Annotated in this window: 21 protein-coding genes and 1 pseudogene; 11 read left to right on the plus strand and 11 right to left on the minus strand. The window is 50.2% G+C overall.

All coding sequences use genetic code 11. From position 1 onward, the window contains the following. Positions 1-211 precede the first annotated feature (211 nt). The 4 genes from IPJ88_08210 to IPJ88_08225 are packed head-to-tail and all read left to right on the plus strand — an operon-like array spanning position 212 to position 2,291. Positions 212-583, plus strand: coding sequence for a helix-turn-helix transcriptional regulator (locus IPJ88_08210; protein ID QQR91678.1), 372 nt, complete (start codon positions 212-214; stop codon positions 581-583). Beyond that, positions 580-1,017, plus strand: coding sequence for a glyoxalase/bleomycin resistance/dioxygenase family protein (locus IPJ88_08215; GenBank protein ID QQR91679.1), 438 nt, complete (start codon positions 580-582; stop codon positions 1,015-1,017). Before IPJ88_08210 ends, IPJ88_08215 begins: the two co-directional genes overlap by 4 nt. A gap of 55 nt (positions 1,018-1,072) precedes the next feature. Further along, positions 1,073-2,038 (plus strand): permease, encoded by a 966-nt coding sequence (locus IPJ88_08220; GenBank protein ID QQR91680.1) that lies wholly within the window; start codon positions 1,073-1,075, stop codon positions 2,036-2,038. A 13-nt stretch (positions 2,039-2,051) separates the two neighbouring features. Continuing rightward, on the plus strand, positions 2,052-2,291 hold the full coding sequence (locus IPJ88_08225; protein QQR91681.1) for a thioredoxin family protein: 240 nt from the start codon (positions 2,052-2,054) through the stop codon (positions 2,289-2,291). 115 nt (positions 2,292-2,406) lie between these two features. Here the strand turns inward: IPJ88_08225 and IPJ88_08230 are convergent, their stop codons facing one another. From IPJ88_08230 to IPJ88_08240, 3 genes are all read right to left on the minus strand, one after another. Further along, entirely contained in the window at positions 2,407-3,045 is a 639-nt protein-coding gene (locus tag IPJ88_08230) for a peroxiredoxin (protein ID QQR91682.1), read from the minus strand. A 144-nt stretch (positions 3,046-3,189) separates the two neighbouring features. Continuing rightward, positions 3,190-3,828 carry a hypothetical protein gene (locus IPJ88_08235; protein ID QQR91683.1) on the minus strand — a complete coding sequence of 213 codons (639 nt, stop codon included), beginning with the start codon at positions 3,826-3,828 and terminating at the stop codon, positions 3,190-3,192. A 36-nt stretch (positions 3,829-3,864) separates the two neighbouring features. After that, positions 3,865-5,187: a replication-associated recombination protein A gene (locus IPJ88_08240; GenBank protein ID QQR91997.1), complete on the minus strand. Its 1,323-nt coding sequence runs from the start codon at positions 5,185-5,187 to the stop codon at positions 3,865-3,867. Between the two features lie 90 nt (positions 5,188-5,277). Between IPJ88_08240 and IPJ88_08245 the strand changes: the two genes are divergently transcribed. From IPJ88_08245 to IPJ88_08255, 3 genes are all read left to right on the plus strand, one after another. Then, a complete protein-coding gene (locus IPJ88_08245; protein QQR91684.1) occupies positions 5,278-6,981 on the plus strand; it encodes a class I SAM-dependent methyltransferase in 1,704 nt (567 codons plus the stop codon). Positions 6,982-7,245: 264 nt separating this feature from the next. Further along, positions 7,246-8,199 (plus strand): hypothetical protein, encoded by a 954-nt coding sequence (locus tag IPJ88_08250; GenBank protein QQR91685.1) that lies wholly within the window; start codon positions 7,246-7,248, stop codon positions 8,197-8,199. A gap of 26 nt (positions 8,200-8,225) precedes the next feature. Continuing rightward, positions 8,226-10,370 (plus strand): DEAD/DEAH box helicase family protein, encoded by a 2,145-nt coding sequence (locus IPJ88_08255; protein ID QQR91686.1) that lies wholly within the window; start codon positions 8,226-8,228, stop codon positions 10,368-10,370. Between the two features lie 16 nt (positions 10,371-10,386). Here IPJ88_08255 and IPJ88_08260 read toward each other — a convergent pair whose 3' ends face one another. Beyond that, positions 10,387-10,701: a YkgJ family cysteine cluster protein gene (locus IPJ88_08260; GenBank protein QQR91687.1), complete on the minus strand. Its 315-nt coding sequence runs from the start codon at positions 10,699-10,701 to the stop codon at positions 10,387-10,389. A gap of 90 nt (positions 10,702-10,791) precedes the next feature. Here IPJ88_08260 and IPJ88_08265 point away from each other — a divergent pair, with 90 nt between their 5' ends. Next, positions 10,792-11,658 carry a hypothetical protein gene (locus IPJ88_08265; GenBank protein ID QQR91688.1) on the plus strand — a complete coding sequence of 289 codons (867 nt, stop codon included), beginning with the start codon at positions 10,792-10,794 and terminating at the stop codon, positions 11,656-11,658. On the opposite strand, the gene IPJ88_08270 is transcribed toward IPJ88_08265, so the two are convergent. After that, complete coding sequence (locus IPJ88_08270) at positions 11,634-12,389, minus strand: 1-acyl-sn-glycerol-3-phosphate acyltransferase (protein ID QQR91689.1); 756 nt, start codon at positions 12,387-12,389, stop codon at positions 11,634-11,636. The genes IPJ88_08265 and IPJ88_08270 overlap by 25 nt on opposite strands. 128 nt (positions 12,390-12,517) lie before the next feature. Here IPJ88_08270 and IPJ88_08275 point away from each other — a divergent pair, with 128 nt between their 5' ends. Continuing rightward, positions 12,518-14,185, plus strand: a complete 1,668-nt coding sequence (locus IPJ88_08275) for a tetratricopeptide repeat protein (protein QQR91690.1) — start codon at positions 12,518-12,520, stop codon at positions 14,183-14,185. A gap of 383 nt (positions 14,186-14,568) precedes the next feature. Here IPJ88_08275 and IPJ88_08280 read toward each other — a convergent pair whose 3' ends face one another. The 4 genes and pseudogenes from IPJ88_08280 to IPJ88_08295 all read right to left on the minus strand — a co-directional run bounded on the left by IPJ88_08280 (position 14,569) and on the right by IPJ88_08295 (position 19,054). Continuing rightward, a complete protein-coding gene (locus IPJ88_08280; protein ID QQR91691.1) occupies positions 14,569-15,867 on the minus strand; it encodes a hypothetical protein in 1,299 nt (432 codons plus the stop codon). Positions 15,868-16,043: 176 nt separating this feature from the next. Further along, positions 16,044-17,035 (minus strand): annotated as a pseudogene (gene floA / locus IPJ88_08285) (flotillin-like protein FloA). 33 nt (positions 17,036-17,068) lie between these two features. Then, the gene (locus tag IPJ88_08290; protein QQR91692.1) at positions 17,069-17,545 is read right to left on the minus strand and encodes a hypothetical protein; all 477 of its coding nucleotides are present in this window, start codon (positions 17,543-17,545) and stop codon (positions 17,069-17,071) included. 24 nt (positions 17,546-17,569) lie between these two features. Further along, positions 17,570-19,054, minus strand: coding sequence for a nodulation protein NfeD (locus IPJ88_08295; protein ID QQR91693.1), 1,485 nt, complete (start codon positions 19,052-19,054; stop codon positions 17,570-17,572). A gap of 220 nt (positions 19,055-19,274) precedes the next feature. On the opposite strand from IPJ88_08295, the gene IPJ88_08300 reads away from it, so the two are divergent. Beyond that, positions 19,275-20,099, plus strand: coding sequence for a penicillin-insensitive murein endopeptidase (locus tag IPJ88_08300; protein QQR91694.1), 825 nt, complete (start codon positions 19,275-19,277; stop codon positions 20,097-20,099). A 31-nt stretch (positions 20,100-20,130) separates the two neighbouring features. Beyond that, positions 20,131-20,991 (plus strand): formyltetrahydrofolate deformylase, encoded by an 861-nt coding sequence (gene purU / locus IPJ88_08305; protein QQR91695.1) that lies wholly within the window; start codon positions 20,131-20,133, stop codon positions 20,989-20,991. A gap of 262 nt (positions 20,992-21,253) precedes the next feature. Here the strand turns inward: purU and IPJ88_08310 are convergent, their stop codons facing one another. Together IPJ88_08310 and IPJ88_08315 are read right to left on the minus strand one after the other, a co-directional pair. Next, positions 21,254-21,697, minus strand: coding sequence for a universal stress protein (locus tag IPJ88_08310; protein ID QQR91696.1), 444 nt, complete (start codon positions 21,695-21,697; stop codon positions 21,254-21,256). Between the two features lie 84 nt (positions 21,698-21,781). Beyond that, a complete protein-coding gene (locus tag IPJ88_08315) occupies positions 21,782-22,495 on the minus strand; it encodes a protein-L-isoaspartate(D-aspartate) O-methyltransferase (GenBank protein ID QQR91998.1) in 714 nt (237 codons plus the stop codon). Positions 22,496-22,553: the final 58 nt, after the last annotated feature.

A 22,553-nucleotide genomic window follows, 5' to 3' on the forward strand; every position in this document is an offset into this window, starting at 1 on the left:
GAGGGCCCATAGGGCCAAAGCCAACCAGGTCGAAATGGCAGTGTTACGATTAAGCCGTAACAACTTATGTATATTCTCTACCATTTATGTCTTCCAGGTTCAAATCCACGAGGCTGCTGACCAATTTGTGCGTCTCTTTTCCAGACAGTTCTTGTTAATTGGTTTTGAAATGAACGCTTGATTTTTATTTAATATCGATTATTCTGGAAATATGGATATAAATGAGTCGGTCATTGTTTTTGATGCGCTTTCGCAAGAAACACGCATGAAAGCCTTTCGTATGTTGGTCGAGGCCGGCGAGGAAGGATTGCCGGCAGGTCAGCTGAGTGAGGCATTGGGAACTCCGCAAAACACCATGTCTTTTCATCTGAGTCACATGGCCAATGCCGGTGTGATTCGTTCTCGAAGGCAGGGTCGTTCTATTATTTACTCGGCTAATTTTGCACTCATGCGCGACCTGATCTCATTTCTCGTCAAAGACTGCTGCAGTGTGAATTTTGCCAGTGTGCGTGAAGATCGAAAGAAGGGCTGCGAAGTTATTGAGCTAGCTGCGTGCTGTAATGGAAAAAAGGAGAAACGATGAAACGAATTCATATACACGTTGGGGTTGAAAACCTCGAGCAGGCCATCCAATTTTATAGCGCTCTGTTTGGCGTAAAACCAAGCAAAAGCAAAAGCGATTATGCAAAATGGATGCTAGAGGACCCAAAACTCAACTTTGCCATATCGACCCGGGCCAATGTTTTAGGCGTTGATCACTTAGGCATTCAAGCTGAAGACGCATCGGAACTTGAGGCGATGCGTGAACAGGCAGAACAGGCAGGTTTAGCGCTGCGACATGAAGGCGAGTCTGTATGCTGTTATGCTCGCTCGGAGAAAAGTTGGCTTACTGATCCGTCTGGTGTTGCATGGGAGACTTATCAGACCATGGAAGATGCAGAGCTTTTTTCTAGCGAAAGTCATGACAATAGCGCGTGTTGCATGCCGAAGACTAAAAAGCAATCGAGTTGCTGTTAGGGTTTTCGAAAAAGGCTTACGCTTCAAAGCGTAGATAGAAAGTACACTGATTTTAATGTTTAGCGTTTTTACAAAGCTCGCGGACTGGTTGGTCTACGGTTTGCTATCTCTGCCTCAGGATGTCAGCGGCACCGAATCGCTTCATTTTTTCATCGAAGACACCAGTAAGATATTCGTGATGTTGACCTTGCTTATGTTTTTTGTGGGCATCTTTCGCTCATGGATTTCTCCTGAAGCTGTACGAGGCTGGCTGCAGGGTAAGCCTAAAAGCCTGGCCTACCTTATGGCGGTGCTGCTCGGGGCCATTACGCCTTTTTGTTCCTGCTCTTCGATTCCATTGTTCATAGCCTTTGTAAGTGCGGGCATTCCGATTGGTGTGACCATGGCATTTTTAGTGACTTCACCAATGGTTAACGAAGTAGCGGTGATTCTATTTGGAGAAGCAATTGGTTGGCAGTTTACGGCGCTCTATGTGCTTTCCGGAATGGCTGTTGGCATCCTCGGCGGTGTGCTGGTTGATCTTTTCAAACTCGAGCGATGGGTAGAAGGTTTTGTTCTGCAAGTAGAAGCCCCCGATCAGAGCTTGCAAGAGAGCAAGCTAACTCTGCAGACTCGTCTTAGGCTGGCATGGCATGAAACAAGAGATATTCTCAAGCGCGTTTGGCTTTATGTTCTGCTTGGCGTTGGTCTTGGAGCTGTAATCCATGGTTATGTGCCGCAAGAGTGGTTTATCAAGCATGCAAGTGCTCAGCATATCTGGGCCGTGCCCCTTTCCGTGCTTGTTGCGATTCCCCTCTATTCCAATGTGACGGGCGCGGTGCCGGTTGCAGAGGTTCTCATTCAAAAAGGCTTGCCTGTCGGAACAACTCTGGCTTTTATCATGAGCACGGTGGCTATTTCGTTGCCTGAGCTGTTGATTTTGCGCAAAGTGCTCAAGCCGCAAATGCTGATCTTCTTTGTTGCGTATTTGAGTGTTGCTTTTATAGCCATTGGCTATCTGTTCAATGGTTTCTTTGGTTGATAGGAGAACTGCTATGAAAAAAATCGAAGTCTTCGGAACGGGTTGCAAAAAATGCGTGAGCACCGAAGAAAGTATTCGTCAAATGGCGACTAAGATGGATGTTCCTGTTGATATCCAGAAAGTAAATGACCCAGTCGCCATTGCTACTCGAGGTATTATCACAACGCCTGCCGTGATGATTGACGGTAAGCTTGTGCATAAAGGAGGCGTGCCTGAGGATAAAGACATCGCAAAATGGTTGTCTGAAGTCTAAAGCGCTTAAGAGAACACCCGACGAGCAGGCGAGAGTCGAATCAATTGAGTAGAAAGTGCGCTAAGCAAGCGGTCGCGCTGCGGATCGTGGGACCCGCAGCACGACTGTGTTTACATTAGCGATTTGGTTGAGGCGTAATTCGCAAGTAGGGTTTGATTTCAGTGTATCCTTTTGGAAACTTCTCTTTAAGAAGCTCAGGATCTTGCAACGAAGGTGCAATTACCACGTCGTCGCCATCTTTCCAGTCGACTGGGGTCGCGACCTGATAGGTGTCGGTGAGCTGCAACGAATCAATCACCCGCAACACTTCATAAAAGTTTCGCCCGGTGCTCGGCGGGTAAGTAATGATTGCGCGAATCTTCTTACTTGGGTCAATGAAGAAGACAGAACGTACGGTTAGCTTTGCGTTTGTGTCCGGGTGAATCATCCCGTACAACTTTGAGACTTCTTGCTTCTCATCGGCGATGATAGGATAGGAAAGCGTAATGTTTTGAGTCTCTTCGATGTCTTTGATCCAGCCTTTGTGTGAATCGACAGGATCGACACTTAGGGCAATGGTTTTTGTGTTGCGTTTTTTGAACTCATCTTGCAAGCGTCCTACTGAGCCAAGCTCTGTGGTGCACACAGGCGTGTAATCTGCCGGGTGCGAAAACAGGACGACCCAGTTATCGGCAGCCCAAGAATGAAAATTAATCGTGCCTTGTTGGCTTTGAGCCGAAAAGTCCGGCGCCGTATTTCCTAGTTGTAAACTCATATCGAACTCCTATTGTACATTTAAACGATGGGAAATGTGTGTTATTTGTACTACCTAATAGTGTACTTGTCCAGTCCGATATGTTCTTTCGATAAAATCCTTATGATTTCAAGCTAATAGAGTTAGAATACCGCCGCCAGGAAGTTAGTGGCGTCTGCGACGTCTGCTCTCGGCATAGCGTTTGAGCTCTCGGGGAACCCGCAGCATCCAGGTATGTACCACCGGGCGCAATACGCCGGCGATAATACCGGAGCCGAGATCGGCAAGAATCCCGTAAGAGAGTAGGCAATGCGTGGCATCGATGGGACGAAGAGTAAAATACCCAAAGCCAGCGCGCAGCACGCCTTTGATCGAGGGATCCACTTTGAAGCTTACTTCCTTTTTGCTTGAATCGTAGCTCAAGTTGGTAGCGTATCCTCCGCTGAACAAACCGTGTTCATGCTGGAAGTATAAGAGTTTTGTTTTACCACGCGTGCGCAATAGTTTTGCGCTTTTTAACGCAGGAAGCCATCTGACGTAGTGTTTGGGGTGATTGAGTATCTGCCACAGTTCATCGGCTGGGCGTGCAATGCGCTGCCAGCATGTTCCGCCAACCAGTTTGAGTTGAGCCTGCCTGCGCGTGTAGCTGCGACATACATTTTTTCCGAGTTTCAGTGCTTTGCGTTCTTTTGCGCTAAAGCCAGTCGATGGGCGTTTTGATTGCGCTTGTGCGTTTGAGGCTAGAGGTACAAAACATAGCATGGCAAAAGCGAGAGCCCATCGAAGCCGCGGCGTTAACGTCATGATCTAAGGCTAACATGCACGAGCCAAATTGCGCCCCTATTTGGGCTCTTTGTTCCTTAGCCGCTGAAGACTTTCCCGGATTTTTGCTTCGTAGCCATTCTCCGAAGGCTCGTAGAAATGCACTCCATTGAGTTTTTCTGGCAGATATTCCACTCCAGCTGCGTACCCGCCTTCATCATGTGGATAACGGTAGCCGCTGCCATAGCCAAGGTCTTTGAGCAAAGGCGTGGGCGCGTTGCGTAGATGCATTGGCACGGGCAGTGGGCCGTGTTCTTTGATGAGCTCGCGTGCGTGGCTGAAGGCTTGATAACAGCGGTTGGATTTAGGAGCGGTAGCGAGATACAAACAACATTGCGAAAGCGCAAAGATTCCTTCGGGCATGCCGACACGTTGCAGGATCGCATCCGAAGAAGTTGCCACCATCAGAGCCAAGGGATGTGCATTTCCAATATCTTCGCTGGCAAAAATAAGCATGCGTCGCATGATAAAAAGTGGGTCTTCCCCGGCTTCCAGCATGCGCATGAGCCAGTAAATCGATGCATCGGGATCGCTGCCGCGCATGCTTTTGATAAGCGCGCTTGTAAGGTTGTGATGTGATTCGCCCTGTTTGTCGTGGCCGTAGCGAATGCTTCCAAGCGTCTCGTCAATATGCGCTTCGGTGATGTCGCTTAGCTTCTTATCTTTGGCAAAGTGCGCTAAGGCTTCAAGATGTTGCAGTGCACGACGTGCATCGCCTGCAGCAGCTTTGGCAACACGCAAAAGGCAAGCTTTTGAAAAGCGCACAGCACTCTGGCTGAGGCTTAGTTTTGGATCGGAAAGCGCGCGTTCAAGAATGGCAAGTAAATCTTTCTCGCTAAGTGGATGCAAGAGGTGAACGGTGGAGCGTGATAAAAGAGCAGCGTTGATGGCAAAGGATGGGTTTTCGGTGGTTGCACCAATCAGAGAAACTGTGCCGCGTTCAACATGTGGCAGCAGTGCATCCTGCTGACCTTTGTTGAAACGGTGAATCTCGTCGATAAATAAAATCGTGCGCTTGGCGCGGTATTCCAGATCTTCTTGGGCTTTGCCAATGATTTCGCGCAGGCGTGGCACGCCTTGAGTGACGGCACTGAAATCGACAAATCCGGCATCGGTGTGGGTGGCTAAGGCGCGGGCGAGCGTGGTTTTCCCGCAACCCGGCGGGCCCCAGAGAATCACCGATCGCAGATTGCCTTTTTCGGCGGCTTGTCGAAAGGCGCGTTCTTTAGACAGCAAATGGTCCTGTCCGAGGATGTCATCAAAGGATTGCGGGCGCATGGCTTCAGCGAGGGGGATGCCCTGCTGCGTGTCCTGAGCTAGCTTTTGAAACAAAGTCGACATATCCATGGGCATAACGCTCCTTGAACTTTTTGACTATGGGGCCGAAAACGGCTTGCGAGAAGGCCCGGTTTGGGGTGAGAAGTTAGCTTTATGAATCAAGCGCAGCAGATGTGGCAGGCCTTTAGCGAAGACAAGATCGTATACCGCGATCATGACATAATTGTCATTAATAAGCCTGAAAACATGCCAATTTTGGCAGTTTCTGATGGTTTTCCTGCCGATGTTGCCACTCGCCTCAAATGGGCGTTGGCCGAACAAAGTTCAGCTGCCCTCGACGATATCTTCCTCGGGGTGCATCAACGGCTCGGTCAGGCAAGCTCGGGTCTGATGGTGTTTAGCTTGAGCAAAGAAGCGCAGACTTCGTTGAGTGAGCAGTTTGAAAAACGCACCGTTCAAGAACGCTATCGTGCTGTGGTGGCTCTAGAGGCCAACAAAAAGCCTTTCACTGGCCGTGTTGAGCAATGGCTGACTCGCGGCAAAGGGGGCGTGACGGTGGTCAAAGCGCATCGTTTTGCTTCTGCAAGAAAGGCGCTGTGCAAGATAAATTGCGTTAAACAATCGGCTCATCATGCTTTGCTCGACATCGAGATCGAGACTGAATATAGCGATCCACTTCGCGCCGTACTGGCTTCTTTGGGCATGCCGATTGTGGGCGATGCGCTTTGTGGGGCTGAAGCTGGGTGCCGACTTTTTTTGCAGGCAATGGAGCTTGCGTTTCAGCATCCGATAAGCGGCAAAGCGCTGCGTTTTGAACTAAAAGAGCCTGCCGATTTTGAAAGTTTCTTCGCCAAAAACACTGATACTCAGTTTCCGAAGACAGATGCAACAGAGCTTGTATTGCGTGCTGCAAATCGACGATGGGGGATTGTCAAATCACAGCAAAGCGAAAAAGCAACTGAGGTGTTTCGCTTGTTCAATCGCGATGGCGACGGTGATTCACGTTTTGCGCTTGATGTTTATAAAGACTGGTTGGTGGCTCACATCTACGATGTTCATGATGATAGCGAGATCAATGCGCTCCTAGATTGTTTTGATGCTCTGGGTTATCGAGGTGTTTACAAAAAGGTTCATGTTCAAAAAGCACATGAGCTTGCCGATGCGGTGAGCGCTGGCCTGACGCCCAAGCAAGCTTTGCGAGGCCACGATGCCCCGGAGCAGTTTAGTGTTTTGGAATATGGGCTGCCTTATACGGTGCGGCTTGGAGACGGCTTGGGAACGGGCCTTTATCTGGATCAACGACGTAGCCGGAAGCGCGTCTTTGAGCTTAGTAGGGACAAGCGTGTGCTCAACCTTTTTTCGCATGCCTGTGCTTTCGGGGTGGCAGCAGGTCATGGTGGCGCCACGGAGGTTTGGCACGTCGATGCTTCAAAGCGTTTGCTGGAGTGGGGCAGGGATAACGTGCGCTTGGCTGGGCTTGGCTTGGAGCAACAGCGTTTTGTCACAGACGATGTGTTCGTTTTTCTCAAGCGCCTTGTGCGTCGCAGCGAGCTGTTTGATGTCGTGATTTTAGATCCGCCTACCTATTCATCGGTGGGCAAACGTCGTTATTCGTCCAAGAAGGATTACATAAAGCTTGCTGAGCAGTGTTTTTCCGTTCTCGCTCCGGGAGGAACGCTTTTGGCATGCAGTAACTTCAGTGGTATGACTTTAAAGGAGATGTCAGCCAAATTGCGCAAAGCTGCTGGCGATGCACATCGAAAGATTAGTGGAATGAATCCTTTGCCAGACCCTTGTGATTTTCCTTGTGCTCCGCTTAAGGCTTCGCCTTATAAAGTTATTGAAGTGAGACTCTAGTGGCAGCCCTTAGTCAATTGGAACGTTGCATCATGATCCATAGAGGAAGCGGAATTCATAGACTTTTATAAGCCAGTGCGTTAAATGCTTGCGACTTAAGTTAATTTATGTAGACTAATGCGCATGCCACCCGGTGAATGTTTTTAAGGTGGCTTTCTAGACGATTCACAACACGAACCCCGCAGATTTAGACGGTTGTTAAAGATTCGAACCCGTCTATCGTGCCACAAAAGCTGGCACATCTTCCCGTGACTCAGTGCTCTTATGGTTGAAAGTCCTACAATTGATATTGATCAAGAACCCGATGACCCACAAAGCGATCCTGCTACTTTGGGTACGGTGATTGCTAAGTTTTCTGACCGTGCGATTCAGCGACAGGTCGGCGGAAACGCTTTTTTGCGTGGACGCTTGTACGCTCGGCGAGGCGGTGTAAGCGATCTTTCGTTTACCGAACAGCACGCCGAGTGCAAGGTCAAAGCGAAAGATCAACCGATTGAAGTCAGTGTGGATCTTAGTGACGAGAACCAAGTGAATTCGCGTTGCAGTTGCGCAGCCTGGAAGGGTCCGACGGGGCATTGCAAGCATGTTGCGGCACTTTTGGTTGCGTTGCGGGACAAAGTCAGGCCACCGAGACCTAAAGCTGTCGTCGCTGAACCTCAAACAAGCGAAAGCCAGTTGCGAAGTAACGGTAAGCGGCGGCGTTCTCGAAAGCGCAAACGTGGCAACGAGACAACTGCCTTGCCTGCAGGACCGATTGAACTGCTTAGTCCTGGGCAGTTGGGGCTGAGCCGGAGTCCAGGTGCGGGGGCGGATCGAGGAGGGCTTGAGACTTGGCTGCCTTCGGAGGCGATGAGCAGGCCTTGTCGTTTTGAATACCGTCTAGCGGTGAGGGCTGCTGCGATTTCGGTGACTCCAGTTCTTGAGGGGACACGCTCGGCGGTCCCGATTTCCGAGGCTTTGGCTAGTTTTAATGCGGTTTCAGCGTCGGACAGACCACTGCTTCGTTTGCTTGGGCGCCATACGTCGCGCGGTACGCCAGCGACGGCTGAATTGCGCGGCGAAGATGCCGCTGAGGTTTTCTCGGCGCTTCGGGGCCGGCGGGTGTTGCTTGAGCCAGCGTCGATGGAGCTACGTTTCGCCGACGATGTGCTTGTGCCTAAGATTGAGTTGGAGCCCAATGCGGGTCAGACCGTTTACCGCGAGTTGCGGCTTCTTTAGGAACAGAGCTGCCCGATCTTAGCCCAGTGGCCGATTTGGTTGACGCACCTGCTCGGTTTCAGCTGCGTGCCAGTGGCGACATCGTTGAAGCGGAAGTTCGCTTGCGAGTGGCTTACAATGATCTCGAGTTTGATGTGCCCGTCAATGGTTTTCCTGCGCCGTTGGCCATTCAGCACAGTGGTCGACGTCCACGTGTCTTGCGGCGTGATGTCGGTGCCGAGATGATGGCCGTGCAAAAAATACTCGATTTCGGAGCTGAACCAAACGAAGCCGATGATGCGCTCGTCCTCAAAGACGAAGATGCTATCGCGTTTTGGACCGAAGGTCTGGCTACACTTCCTGCGGACTGGGAACGTTTGGTTCCCAACGACTTGACCGATGTGACTGTGCGCAACGGCACTGTGGTACCGCAAATGCGAGTATCCAGTGGTGTCGATTGGCTTAGTCTGGACATGAGCTTTGCGGCTGATGGCGTCGCGGTAAGTGAAGCTGAGCTGCGTGCTTGTCTTGAGCATGGTCGACACTTGGTGAAGCTTGAAGACGGAAGCTATGCGCCAGTCAAAGTCGATGAAGTCGGACAGGTTCTCGAGCGCATGGCTGAAATCATTGCTTCGGATTCAGCCGGCACAAAAATTCCCCTTGCTCAGGCCGGGCGCGTTCAAGACTTGATGCGCTTGGTCAGCGAACAAAAAGTAACGCCTACAGCTAAAAAGCTTTTTGGAAAGCTGGAAGACATCGGTCAAATCGAGTCGGTACCTAAACCGCGTACAGTCAAAGCAAGCTTGCGTCCTTATCAGAAGGATGGATTCTCCTGGCTAGTGTTTCTTCATAATATGAACACGGGCGGCATTCTTGCCGATGACATGGGTCTTGGAAAAACCGTGCAAGCCATCACCTTGTTTGCTTGGCTCAAAGCTCAAGCTAAAGGTAAAATAAGCATTCTTGTGGTGGCTCCGACATCGGTCGTCCCCAACTGGAACAAGGAAATAAAAAAGTTTGCTCCGGGATTGAAATCAGTGATGTGGCAAGGTCCCGATCGTCACAAGCTTAAAAAAGAAGCCAAAGAAGCAGACATCGTAATTACCAGTTATGCTTTGCTAAGGCGTGATGAGGAGTTTTTGGAAGAACTCAAACTGGACTATGCCATTCTCGATGAGGCACAGCACATCAAAAACCCCATGAGTGCAACATCCCGTGCAGCGAAGAAGCTCCACAGTAAGCGTCGTTTGGCGATGACTGGCACCCCCATCGAAAATCGCCTTAGCGAGATTTGGTCTATCTTTGATTTTGTGTCACCTGGCTTGCTTGGTGACTTAAAAACCTTTGAAGAAAAATTCGCTAAGCCTATCGATCGCGGTGATGAAGAAGCCGCGCTGAAGCTTCGATCCGTGATTCATCCTTTTGTGATGCGTCGTACCAAGAGCGAAGTCGCCAAAGACCTTCCTGCGAAAATTGAACAGGAAATTGTGGTGCCTTTGGCTGAAGAGCAATCACGCTTGTACAAGCAAATCCTTGGCGAAATCCGCAAGAGCGTGCTTAGTGAAGTTGAAAAGAAGGGCGTAAACAAAGCTCAGATTCAGATCCTTGCAGCGCTAACGCGGTTGCGACAAGTTGCCTGTGACCCACGTTTGCTTAAACTTACGGGCGATTGGGAGCATGACGAAAGCGGCAAGTTGGCTGCGCTTCGTGAGATTGTGTCAAACGCAGTCTCGGGTGGTCATCGTGTGCTGGTCTTCAGTCAGTTTGTCGAAATGTTAAAGTTGATTCGCGCCGCACTCGATGAAGATGGTGTGAGCTACGAGTACTTGGATGGTTCAACCAAGGATCGACAAGAACGGGTTGAACGCTTCAACGAAGATGATTCGATTCCAGTGTTTTTGGTGTCTCTAAAGGCGGGTGGTACCGGTCTAAACCTGACTGGCGCCGATACGGTGGTGCATTTTGACCCCTGGTGGAATCCCGCGGTTGAAGATCAAGCCACGGATCGCGCACATCGCATTGGTCAAACTCGCGTTGTCAACGTCTATCGTCTGATTGCAAGCAACACAGTCGAAGAAAAGATTCTGGAACTTTCAGCTAAAAAACGGGAGTTGGTCTCCAACGTGCTAAGCACCGAAGGCAGTCCGATGAAGGGTCTAACGAAGGCCGATCTCGACGAGCTATTTAGCTGAAACCCATTGCCGTTGCTCAAGAGTCGATACCGAAATCGCGACGAAATTCGCGGCATTGCCAACTACCGGCTTGAAATTCTTGGCAGGTAGTGCCGCGTTTGTCATAGATCTGACAGGCGTTTTCGCAACTCGTGGTGCCTAAGTGCACGCAGCTGCCATCGGCTTTGCTTGCAAAAGCCATCAAGCCAAAGTGACCGGGCACTAAGTTTTTCAAAACATGTGTCTCGCCAGAAGCTTTCCAGCGCGCAATGTCCTGCTCGGGCACCAGAATTCGTCCATCGCTTCCGGTGCGGCAGCATGCTCCACATGTCAGACAATCGAAGGTCGTCATGGGAAAACTATAGGACCTTGCAGGAGAAAATCGAGCCTTTCGAAGAAACTTTCTCTCGTAGCGGTCGATACGGAACCAAAAAGGAAGCCCATGGATAAAAAGCTGAGTCTTTACCTCATGTTGCTTGCAGCATGTTCATATTGCAACTTGGACCGAGCCGCTTCAGCAGGCTCAATCGATGACAGCGATGCCAGTGTTTATGATGGTCCCAATTTTCAGGCTGCATTTGCAGGCGTTGATGCGGAGGTGGATGCCGCATTGCCATCTGCGCAGAGTTCCGCGCTGCTTTTGATAAATGAGGTGAACGCCAATATTTCGAGCGGTTGTGATCTTGTTGAGTTGAGAGTGATACGAAGCGGTGAGATCAAAGATTTTGTTTTTAAAGAACGAGGAAGTACCGCCTATGTTTTTGACAACCTTTTTGTAAAAAAAGGAGATTTCATTTTACTTCACTTCGATGCAAGCGATTCAAAGTGCAATCCAAACACCCTTGATTCTGAATACAATGACCCGATGCAATATCCGGAAGAACAAAATCCGATGAATCGGGATTCGGCATATGATATGTATCTCGATGATACAGGTCTGGTAGCCACAGACAATGTTCTTAGTCTCTACGATGCCTCCTTGGAGTTTATCGATGCGGTATTGATCTCCGATGCTCCAACGGGAAATGCTGCATCCGCAAGTGAAAAGCAAGCTGCTCTTGTTGCCAATGCCCATGAATGGCTCAGCGAAGATTTAGACATCCCCAATGAAGGCTTTGTTGATGAGAGTTTCAATCTGAATGCAGTGCATGACTCGAAACACAGTTCGGTAACGATGCAAGGGCCAAGCATTCAACGCAAACGTGACCTTGATGAAAATCATCGGGGAGATTGGTACGAAGCCACGGAGATGCCAGAGCAGACTTGGGGAATCGATAATCCAGGTCAAACCCCACTCACTTCTGAATGAATACTGCGTGCATGATGCACTAAGTTTTGAATTTCACCGTGCACTCGAGCTTTGATTTCTGTTGTCGGAGCAGTCATCTCAAGCGGAGTACCAACGTTGACGGTCACAGCGAGTTCTTTTTTCCTTCCAATACGCTTTAGGTAGCTCGCAAAGCTTCGATCTGTAAAAGCTATGCCTTCATCGTAGCAGATCCCTACTGGAAGAATGTGGACTCCAGAGAGTTTAGCCGCGCTGAGCGCACCTGTATGAAATGGCCGTACTTCATCTCCTTCAAAAGTGGTGCCTTCTGGAAAAATAATGACAGTGTTTCCCGCATCCAAGCGTTTCTTGATGGCTCGAATAGCTTTTGCGCCACTATGTCGATCTTCGCGGTTTACAAAAACTGTTCCCACACGTCTTGCGCAAAAACCAAAGAGGGGCCAAGCGATGACGCCATGGTGTGAAAGAAGCACTCCGCCGAAGACAGCTAAAAGTACCGGGATGTCCATCGCGGACCGGTGATTGGCTACGAGCAGAAACGAACCGCTGAGTGGTGTTTCAGGCAAAATAAAACGATAGCGAAAGGCAAACAGTTTTAGAATACCCCGTCCCCACAGGCGCAGGTACTGGTCGCGTAGGGCAAGGGTCTTTTTTGGAGAAAAAAACGCTCGAAGTTCAAAATAAAATAGACAAGCGAAGGTCCATGGTAGGGCCAGCGCAAGACGTGCTGCTAAACGAATAAAGGACCACATCCTACAAACTCTCCAATAGTGTCTATTTTCCGCTAAACTTAACTTTTTTTACCCTGAATCGAAAGAGTAAAAAGATAGTGGAAAAGGCCTGGTTTTTGCGTAGCCAACATGGCACATAGAACTCGCCCATGAAAGAACAAGAAAAACGCTTTTTGTGTGTTCATTGCGATCACTCATTTTTTAAGACTGATGATACCCAGCTTCGCTGCCCAAAGTGTATGCGCACTCACGGGATTGAGCCTCTTTCCGCGGACAAGCAGACAAAGAAGAAAGCGCCTTGGCTATGGCCTTCACTCGGACTTGTGGTGGTTGCCATAGCGACTGCAGTGTTTTTCTTTATCGCAAAGCCTTCGGATTCAAGCAACTGGGATAAGGGCAGCGTGCCTTTGGAGCCACTTGATACTGCCAAGCTTCATGCTTTTTTTGTCGACAAGGGAGTGCCTGATAAAGCATTTGTGGGCGCAATGGCGTCGAATGCTGCACTCAAAAAAGCGAGCCATGACATGCTAGGTAAAGTTTCTGAGCGGAAAGCCTTGGTGCAATCACTTCTCAAACAAGTTGGCTCATTGATTTCGGAGGGCAGGGTACGACGCTTCCCTTGGCAAGGTAGCAGAACACTAGCCATTTCTTCTGCAGCAGCCACAGCATCGCTCCTCAACGCCAACGAGAAAGAGCTTTCTCTTTATCCTTTGGAGTTAGCCGTGTTTGTTTCAGCGCTGCTTCGAGAAAAAGGACTGAGCGCCATGGTTGTTGCTTTCGCCGATGACGATCAAAAGCGCCCGCCGCTCGATCCCAGTGCAAAGGTGGGCTATTACGGGGTTGCGCTTCACTCCGATTCAAAGGATAGTGATTCGTTTAGCCTGTATGACCTCTATCTAGGCGAGCGCGTCACACGCGATAAGCAATCCTTTCATGTACTCAATGATGTTCAAGTCGAAGCGGCAATGCTTAGTCTAAAAGCTCTTCTAATTTTGCAGAACGAGGATGATCCCAAAGAGGCCTTAGTATTATCCGAAAAAGCCTTGGCTTTATATCCACGTTCGGCCTCTGTGCGCACGGTGCATGGCGTCATCGCGACTGCGGCAGGTTCGTTGGAGGGGCTTAAGGATATTCAAGCTGCACTCGAACTTGAACCATCGGCGCCTCGATACGATTTGCTTGCAGCGGTGCTGCTTGCTCACGGTCGTTTTGAAGAAGCGATGAAACAAGCAGCGCTGGCAACTGAAAAAGGTCCAAAGTTTGCTGGAGGTTTTGCAACGCTTGCAGCTTTGTATTTTCAGCAAGGTGAGAATGAGCACGGCCTAGCCAAATTGCAGGAAGCTGAGCAGATTGATCCCCAGTACCGAGCGCTACCGATGCTATGGGCGCGTTATTACATGCAACAAGGCAACATCGATGAGGCGATTTCAAAAGCTTACGAAGCCGTGCAGCACGATCCCGGCGACTGGCGTATGCGCCTGCAATATGCACAAGTCCTTAAGGCAGCGGGTCGTGAAGATGCAGCTTTAGCCCAAGCGCAGACTATTCTCGCAACGGCCAACGAAAAAACAAAAGACCTTCGCCGAGAACTTATTGAACGCATCGTGGGACCCATCACGCAGGGTGGTGCCAATTCGGATATGGATTCCGATCTTACCCTGGGTGCTAAAACGGGGCTTCAGGATCAAGTCGATAATACCGCAGGCACTTCGCTTTTAGATGACGATCTTAGTTTAGGAAGCTCATCGCCAAGCGATGAAGGTCCGTCCTTCGGGAAAAAGAGCAAGTCATCGCCTTACGGAGTGTCTTTACGCTAGAGTTGGCGTGTCCGGAGGAGTGGGCCCGGCGAAAGAGGGTTCTGATCCTGACCCTTCAAGACCATCAACTGCGGATGGATGATAACTTCTTTTCTCTCGTTATTTATTTCCATGCGCCACGTGCAGACGCTCAGGATCAGAACCCTCTTTCGCTGGGCCTTTAACTGCCGAGCAATTGCGAGCGTAGAAGGTTTGCTTTGTTAAACAAAGTATGTGGGTCTTGCGTGCGTGGAGCAGCGGAGCTGTGCCGGAGCGTCTGCACGTGGCGCATTAAGATATTTGAGGGAATAGCTAAGATGCTTGGTATCCGCAGTTTGTGGTCTTGAAGGGTCCGGCACAGCTCTGCTGCTCCACGCGGCCTTGTCAGAACAGTACAGCGCTGGCTAGCGAGAAAGTGTTTTTGTTTTGAGGGCTTCGCCTAGGATGATGCTTTGAATGAGCATTTTTTTGTTGCTAAAGGCGTGAGGAAGCTTTGCTCCGATTTGCGATCTGGGCTTTTTGAGTTTGATGTCCCAGGAAGCGTCGCGGTGATAGTGGGTGCTTAGATCGAGTAAGAGTTGCGAGCATTGTTTCTGTATCTGAGACGCGGCCGGCGGTTTTTGGCTCGCTGCGATCATGGCGCCTACCCAAAGACTGCGTGGATGATGCGTTTCTGGCTGGCGTTGGTGCATGAATGCTTTGGCAGCAAGTTTGCTTTCATGATCTTCAGCATGAAAATAAGCAAAGCCGGGGATGTCGATTAAGGCATGCCCACTGAGCGATTGCAGTCCGTTGCTTGTGCTTAGCTCAACGATGTGTGAGAGAAAATTTTCAAGATGCTCAAAAGGTATTTCAAGAAAGCCATCTTGCGATGGTAAAACGAGTGTTTCGCCATGTTTTTCGATGCATTGAGCTAGGAGTTCATTGTGCTCCTTTGTTAGCCCAAGTACTTGTAGAACTGTCAGGCTACTTCGCGCTCGAATAAGCAAGGGAGCGTGATCGAGTTTTGAGAGGTCAATTCCCCCATCATGAGTGTACCAAGCAAGTGGCACCGCCTCAGGATCTTTAGCAAGCAAACTGGCTGTGTAGACGGGCCCGAGGTACAGGGTTGCTACCGTATCTTCCACGATGTCTTCGAGCCATCCGCCAAAGAACGAGTGAACGGTGGGTCGATCAAAATGTTTGGGTGTTTTTGGTAGCTGGGCCCGGTACGGCAAGCTCAACATTCCATGTAGCTCTTGGCGCAGTCCTGGGATTCCCGAGAAAAAATCAAGCGCTGCGGCGTGGGCCACTGTCGGCCAGGTTGAGAGTTGATCGGTGGCTCTGCTTTTCGCGAGTTTTCGTTTCTGAAGCTGGCTTGAACTAGGCCAAGCCAACTCGTAGGTGACGGCGAAGGTTCTCAGAGGCTCGGTGACTGCATCATAAAGTAAATCCAAGACTGAGCCGCGCGAGGTTGCGACCTGTGTTTTCGCTGTGCTCATCGCCAATAGATTTTCGTTGATCGTCGAACTCAGAGACGGTCGCTCACTGCTAGTGGGCGGGAGATGGAGGGGCTCGTTCGAAGCTTGCTGGACTTGGGTTGCTGCGTTTTGTTCACTCTCCTCCATTTGCGCTAGGCGTCGTTTACGTGCCCAGCGTTCGATGAGTGGAAAGAAGATCAATGCTAAGAGCGTAAGAGCACGTTCGATATCCTCGAAGTGCATGGCTCATTTCTCCTGATTACTTGTACGTTTCAAAGTTCGCTTACTTGCCCCAAGTACTAAGTTCTCGCGGTTTGCGTAAGGGCGGGCGAGCGGACCTTGGCCTCGTTTGGCTAAGGCTTCCGCCATAATCAACCGCAGCAATAAAGCTTCATGGCTCATCGATGCTGAGGCGAGCTTCACGTGTTAGGCTCCTGATCACCACCGCCATCGGTAGCTTTGCCAATGGACTCCCGCATTCCGGTATCAGCTACAATGTTTTTCATCTGGTAGTAGTCCATGACCCCCAAATTGCCATTCTCAAATGCCTGTGCGATGGCTTTTGGGATTTGCGCTTCAGCTTCAACAAGACGCGCTCGCATTTCTTGAACGCGTGCTTTCATTTCTTGTTCGGCTGCCACCGCCAATGCGCGACGCGATTCAGCGTGCGCTTGAGCGATTTGCTTGTCGGCTTCTGCTTTTTCGGTCAGTAGCTTTGCACCGATATTGGCGCCCACATCGACATCAGCGATGTCAATCGACAGAATCTCAAAGGCAGTTCCGGTATCGAGGCCACGACCAAGTACGTTTTTACTAATACGATCGGGGTTTTCCATAACGACTGCATAGTTTTCCGAGGAACCAATGGTGGAGACAATGCCTTCGCCAACGCGTGCCATAACGGTTTCTTCAGTGGCACCACCGACAAGACGTTGAATGTTGGAGCGTACCGTAATACGGCTAGTGACTAGAAGTTGAATACCATCTTTGGCCACTGCTGCAATTTTGGGGTGTTGATCACGCGCGGATTGACACTCATCTGCACCGCTTCAAAAACATCTCGTCCAGCCAAATCAATGGCTGCCGCTTGTGAGAAACCAAGTTCAATCCCTGCTTTGTCGGCACTGATAAGAGCGTTGACAACGCGTCCCACGTTGCCACCCGCGAGGTAGTGCGATTCGAGCAAAGATAAATCAACATTAATGCCAGCTTTGATGGCGGTGATACGAGGATTAACAATGCCGCTCGGAGGAACGCGTCTCAGGCGCATCGCTACCAGAGTCATAAGGCCCACATAAGCGCCGCTGGACCAGGCTGCAATCCAAAGAGGAACAGGAATCAACCAAAGAAACACCAACAGTCCAACAAAACCCATCACTGCTAGAAACAAACCACCCAGTTCAAATTCCATTCTTTTGCTCCCTTACAGTACTCAGCGATGTCTTTAATCTTCGACTGCTTCTACCACGATGCGAGCACCTTGGGCAGAGATGACACGAATTTCTTGTCCTGCTTCAAGATAGACGCCATCGGTGATGATATCAAAACGCTCATCATCAAATTCGCCGCTACCAGAAGGATGTAATGGCGTTAGCGCCCGGCCCTGCTTTCCAATCAAGTACCCAAAATCCGTATTGGCCGCGGTGTTTCCTTTTTGTGGATTGTCTAAGATGAGTCTTTTCGCAGTTTTGCTCTTAGGGAAGAGCCAAAGTCCTAGGACACTTATCAGTAGACTGAGGCCGAGGCCTGCTAAGCCCCACACACTTCCCAAAGTTGTCCACGCGTACACAACACCGCCAGCCAGAACGACCAAGCCGATTGGCCCGACAATGCCGAGCCCTGGGATCAAAAAAAGCTCAACGGCCAACAATAAAAAGCCTAAACAAAAAAGTGCGATAGAAAAAATGAAATCAGAACTCATGCATCAACCTTTCGCACGGTAATCTTACTTCCTGTGACTTTGATCACTTTGATGTTGTTCAATGTCGAGAAAATCAGCTTCACTTACCACATCAAGCCGCTTGCCATCGATGGATGCCTTGCCGGCCGGCCGAAGCGTGGTGAGCGTTTTACCTTGTTTGCCGATCAAGCTTTCAGAGGCAGGAGTGGCAGCGGTAAACCCAGCACCAGCATCTTCGGTTGTGGCGAGCACCAAGCGCTTTGCAAAGCTGGTGCGTGGTAGCCAGCGAGCAATGAAAACGCCGGCAACGAGTGCGATTCCAGTCGACGTAAAAACGCGTAAGAAAGCACGAGTTAGAGTGCCTAGTCCCAAAGATACTTCAAGATCTATGCCCACCAAAGACAGCGCGAGACTTACAACGATTGCGAGAATGCCTAGGATACCGGTGATGCCAAAGCCGGGAATGACAAAAGCTTCAAGTGCTAACATTACCGTGCCGAAGGTAAAGAGAGCGAGTTCCTCCCAGCCTGCCAGGTGCACAATGAGATGACCGAAGAAGAAAAGCGATAGAGCGCCAAAGCCGATGAAAATAGGAATGCCAAAGTTCTGTGTGTACAGTGCAATGAACAAGGCAAGCATGCCAATCGACATAAGCAAGCCGCTAAGCATAGGACCAGTAAGCAGTCTTGCAATACGTTCAGCCCAGTTGATTCGCGTGCGAATGACTTTAGCTTTTTTTGCTCCGAAGATGTTGAGTGCTTTGTCGATGCTCTCGGCTTGAAGTTCGGCAATGCCTAGTTCAAGAGCGCGATCGGTATCAAGGGTAAGAAGTTTTCCTGATTGAACCACGTCTTTGATTTCGACTTCGGCATCGACCATGGCTTCTGCTAAATCGCCACGCCGGCCCTTGGCCTCAGCGGTAGCGCGCATTTCAGTGCGCATATACGAAGTCATTTTTTCTTCGACCGCTTTGGATTGCTCGGCGCCATCTCCTCGAATTGGTGTCGCAGCACCAATGGTGGCGCCTTTTGTAACCACAATGAGGTCACATGAAAGCGCAATCAGAGCGCCCGCGCTAATGGCCCGTGGGTTGATAAATGCAAGCGTCGGGACAGACGCCTTAAGCAAAGCATCGCGCATTTGTATTGCAGCATCCACCCGGCCACCTAATGTGTTGATGTCTAATATCAACAGGTCTGCGTCTTTGTGCTGTTTAAGTGCGCGCCGCAAAAAAGCGGCGATGCCAAGCTCGATGGTTTCATCGATGGGAACGACGACGACTTTGGGATGGGAGGGCAGGGTCAAGGTAAAATCTTTTTTCCCTGCTTGTTTGCTTGGCGCGGGTCGATAGATCTGTTTGGTGCTCGCTTGCTCTTGAGCCGTGGCAGATACGGTCGCGGTCAAGCATGCAATCAAGAATATGCTTCGCGCGATAGGCATGAAAAAGATGCTTCGCAGAAGCTGGGCAAAACTAACGTTCATGGCTCCGTTGTATGCGGCTGCTTCGGTAGGCGCAATTGCAAGATGCACGGCATGACAGAACTGTCATGTTTTTCTTTGAAAAACGCCAAGTTTGTCATTAAATAGAACAAAAAATCGACAGTTTTGTCTGCCAGAAAGTTGCCCCTAAAGCGATCTTTGTCGTAGGCCTAGAGAGTGAGACGGAATCCCAGAAAACAGCTCAAAAGCAATCGTTTTGTCTTGAATGCGGCGTCTGCTCCGATTGCGATATTCGACCGGTGGGGCTCCGATGTCTCCTAAGCGCCTTGCTGATTTTGGATTCTTTAGTTGCTGCGTTGCTTTGGTGAGTGTGTGCATGGCCTTTGCGAGTGTGGGCGCCTTCGCAAAGCACGACGGCGAACGCGAAAAAAGAAGTGTTTCCTTTGGCTTTCCTTGGCATGGCAAGCTTTCGCATGGCTGGAAGATTCGCCCGAGTAACTATCTGCGTTACACGGGGGAGTATGCCAAAGATGGAAACTTCTATGGCACATGGGAACTGGTTCAGCTTTTAGAACGCGCCGCCATACGGGTTGAGGCACGCGTGCCTGGAGCGAAGCTGTCGGTAGGTGAACTTTCAAAAGCATCGGGTGGACGTATTGCGGGTCATCGCTCCCATGAAAACGGCCGAGACGTTGATATCTCGTTTTATATGCAGAATGCACAGGGCGAAGTTTTTGAGCCATGGGCCTTTGCTAATTTTGGGCGCAATGGAAAAGGGCGAGGCGCCAATACAGCGTTGCGTTTTGATGATGCTCGCAACTGGGAATTGGTAGCGAAGCTCGTGGCCGATGGTGATGCGCGTGTTCAGCATATTTTTGTTTCTTCTGGAATTCAGGCACGACTGCTTGCAGAAGCGCGTCGTCGAGGAGCCCCTTCGGTGCTGATCGAGCGTGCAAAGAAAGTGATGATGCAACCTAGCCACGGTCATCCTCACCGTAATCATTTTCACGTGCGCATCTACTGCCCACCCTCCGATCGTAGTGTCTGCAAAGATAAGGCGCCGTATTGGTCTTGGTACCCTGGTAGTCCGCCTGCTGCATTTGCAAGCTCTCGCATTGCGACCTTGCATCGTTGAGTGAACTATCGCAGACTAACGAAGCAAATCGATGCAAAAAGGAACCACCGCGACTTTGTTAATTAGCTGTGCCGATCAACCCGGTTTGGTTGCTGCGGTCTCCGAGTTTGTCTTCAAACATGGTGGTAGCATCCTCTCAGCCGATCAGCACACCGATCAGCGTGAAGGGATGTTTCTGCAACGCGTGGAATGGGGCCTAGGTGGTTTTGCCCTCGATAGGGGGGCCATTGCACATGAGTTTTCCAAGGTGGCGTCTCGCTTTGGTATGCAGTGGAAGTTGCGTTTTTCAGATCAACGCTTGAAAGTTGCGGTGTTGGTTTCCAAGCAATCGCATTGTCTTTACGATTTGCTTGCGAGATGGAGGGCGGGAGAGCTTCACGCGGATATCAAAATCGTGCTTTCGAATCATCCCGATTTGGCCAATGTAGCGCGCTGTTTTGGTCTACCTTTTGAGCACTATCCGGTCGATGCAGAAAACAAAGCTGCTCAAGAGCAAAAACTGTTAGATGTGCTTAATGCGCATCAGATCGATCTGGTTGTGCTTGCACGTTACATGCAGATTTTATCGGATGATTTCGTGGCTCGCTTTCCAAAGCGAATCATCAACATTCATCACTCGTTTTTGCCAGCTTTTGCGGGAGCCAAACCTTATCATCGCGCGCATGCACGCGGGGTCAAGCTGATAGGGGCGACGGCTCACTATGTCACCGCTGATTTAGACGAAGGCCCTATCATCGCGCAAGATGTCACTCGGATTACTCATCGTGATGCGGTGGACGATTTGATCGCCAAAGGTAAAGATCTGGAAAAAATTGTTCTGTCACGTGCCGTGGGCTGGCATTTGGGTGCACGTGTTATTGTCTACGGCAACCGCACCGTTGTGTTTGCCTAGAGTGCTCTTCTTTCAGGGTCGTACAAAGCACCCAGCAGATCAAGCGCGGTAGCTCGGCTTGCAAACACAATTTTTCGCGAGATATTTCTAGGCGCGAGCGCGCCTACAGGGGTGAGAAGGATGGTACTTATGTACCTACCGAGTGGGCGCTAGCGTCGCGCGAGCCCGTTTGGCATACGAGCCCCGAAGCCGTAAGCCGCGGATAGGAAAATCTCGCGAAAAGTCCGCGCATACAAGATGCCTTGAAAGACGTATGCCGATTCTATTCGTGCGCAGAGACCGTAAGCACGGGGATATGCGAGCTGCGAATAATGCGCTCGGCGACACTACCGATAAGCAGACGTGGTAGACCGGAACGTCCTCGTGTTCCCATCACGATCAAATCTGCTTTGATCGATTGGGCCTCATCGAGGATGGCCTCGTGAGCGTTGCCCTCTTTGAGCTTTGATTTGATGGTGACTCCAGAGTCCTTATGTTTGCTTATTAAGTCGTTGACGGCCTGGTGAGACGATTCCATGACTTTGGCAACGATTTCAGGACCCAAGGTGACCGCACCTTCTGGAAGCGCGTAAACCGGCACGTTGTAAACGTGAATCACGTGCACTTCAGCGTCAAGCTCCTTTGCAAATCCGATAGCGTAGCTGAGTGCCTTGTCTGAGACTGCCGAAAAATCAACAGGACAGAGAATCGTTTTGATCTGGGTCATAATAGCCTCCTTAAAGCTGCGTTGCTTTGGCGCCCACGAAATGATTGTACCACAAAATACGTCATTCAAAGAGTATTGCTTTGTTCAGTCGCGAAGCTTTTCGGATTCTTGGATTTGGCCAGTCATCGGTACAAAACTTACGGGGATATGTTCTTTTTCGCTAAATCCCGTTTTGTCCCGTTCAATCACAACTAATTTTTGATGGCCGACGCCAACCGGGATGACGAGTCGGCCGCCTGTTTGAAGCTGTTCTTTTAATGCTGGAGGTACATAGGGCGGAGCAGCCGTTACAATGATGGCGTCAAAAGGTGCTTCTGAGGGCCACCCGGCGTAACCGTCTCCTTGAATTGCATGAACATCTGTGTAGCCTAAGACTTCCAATGTGGCTCGGGCACGCAAGGCAAGGCCTTCTACGATTTCGATCGTATAAACTTCCGCGCCCATGCTCGACAATATGGCTGCTTGATACGCAGAACCTGTGCCGACTTCCAGAACTTTATCGCCTGGTTCTATCTGCGCCAACGAAGTCATTAGCGCGACAATGTAGGGTTGGCTAATCGTTTGATCCCAGTCGATAGGAAGCGGTCCATCTGCATAGGCGAGATCTTGATAAGCTTCGGGTACAAACGCATGCCTGGGAACTTTTCGTAGTGCATCCAAGAGAGCTTTTTGGCTAATGCCGCGACTTTCGATCTGTTCTCGAACCATGGCATCGCGCTCGGCGTTGCGATCAGAAAACGCAGCAGTTGACGCGGCGGCATTGGGCCGAACAGAGGCATTGTGTTGACCACAGCTCATGCTTGCGATTGCTCCAAAGCAAAGAAAAACGAGAAACTTCACAGTACAGATAGTTTAC

It is taken from the genome of Myxococcales bacterium (genome assembly GCA_016699535.1).
Taxonomy (GTDB): Bacteria; Myxococcota_A; Polyangia; order Polyangiales.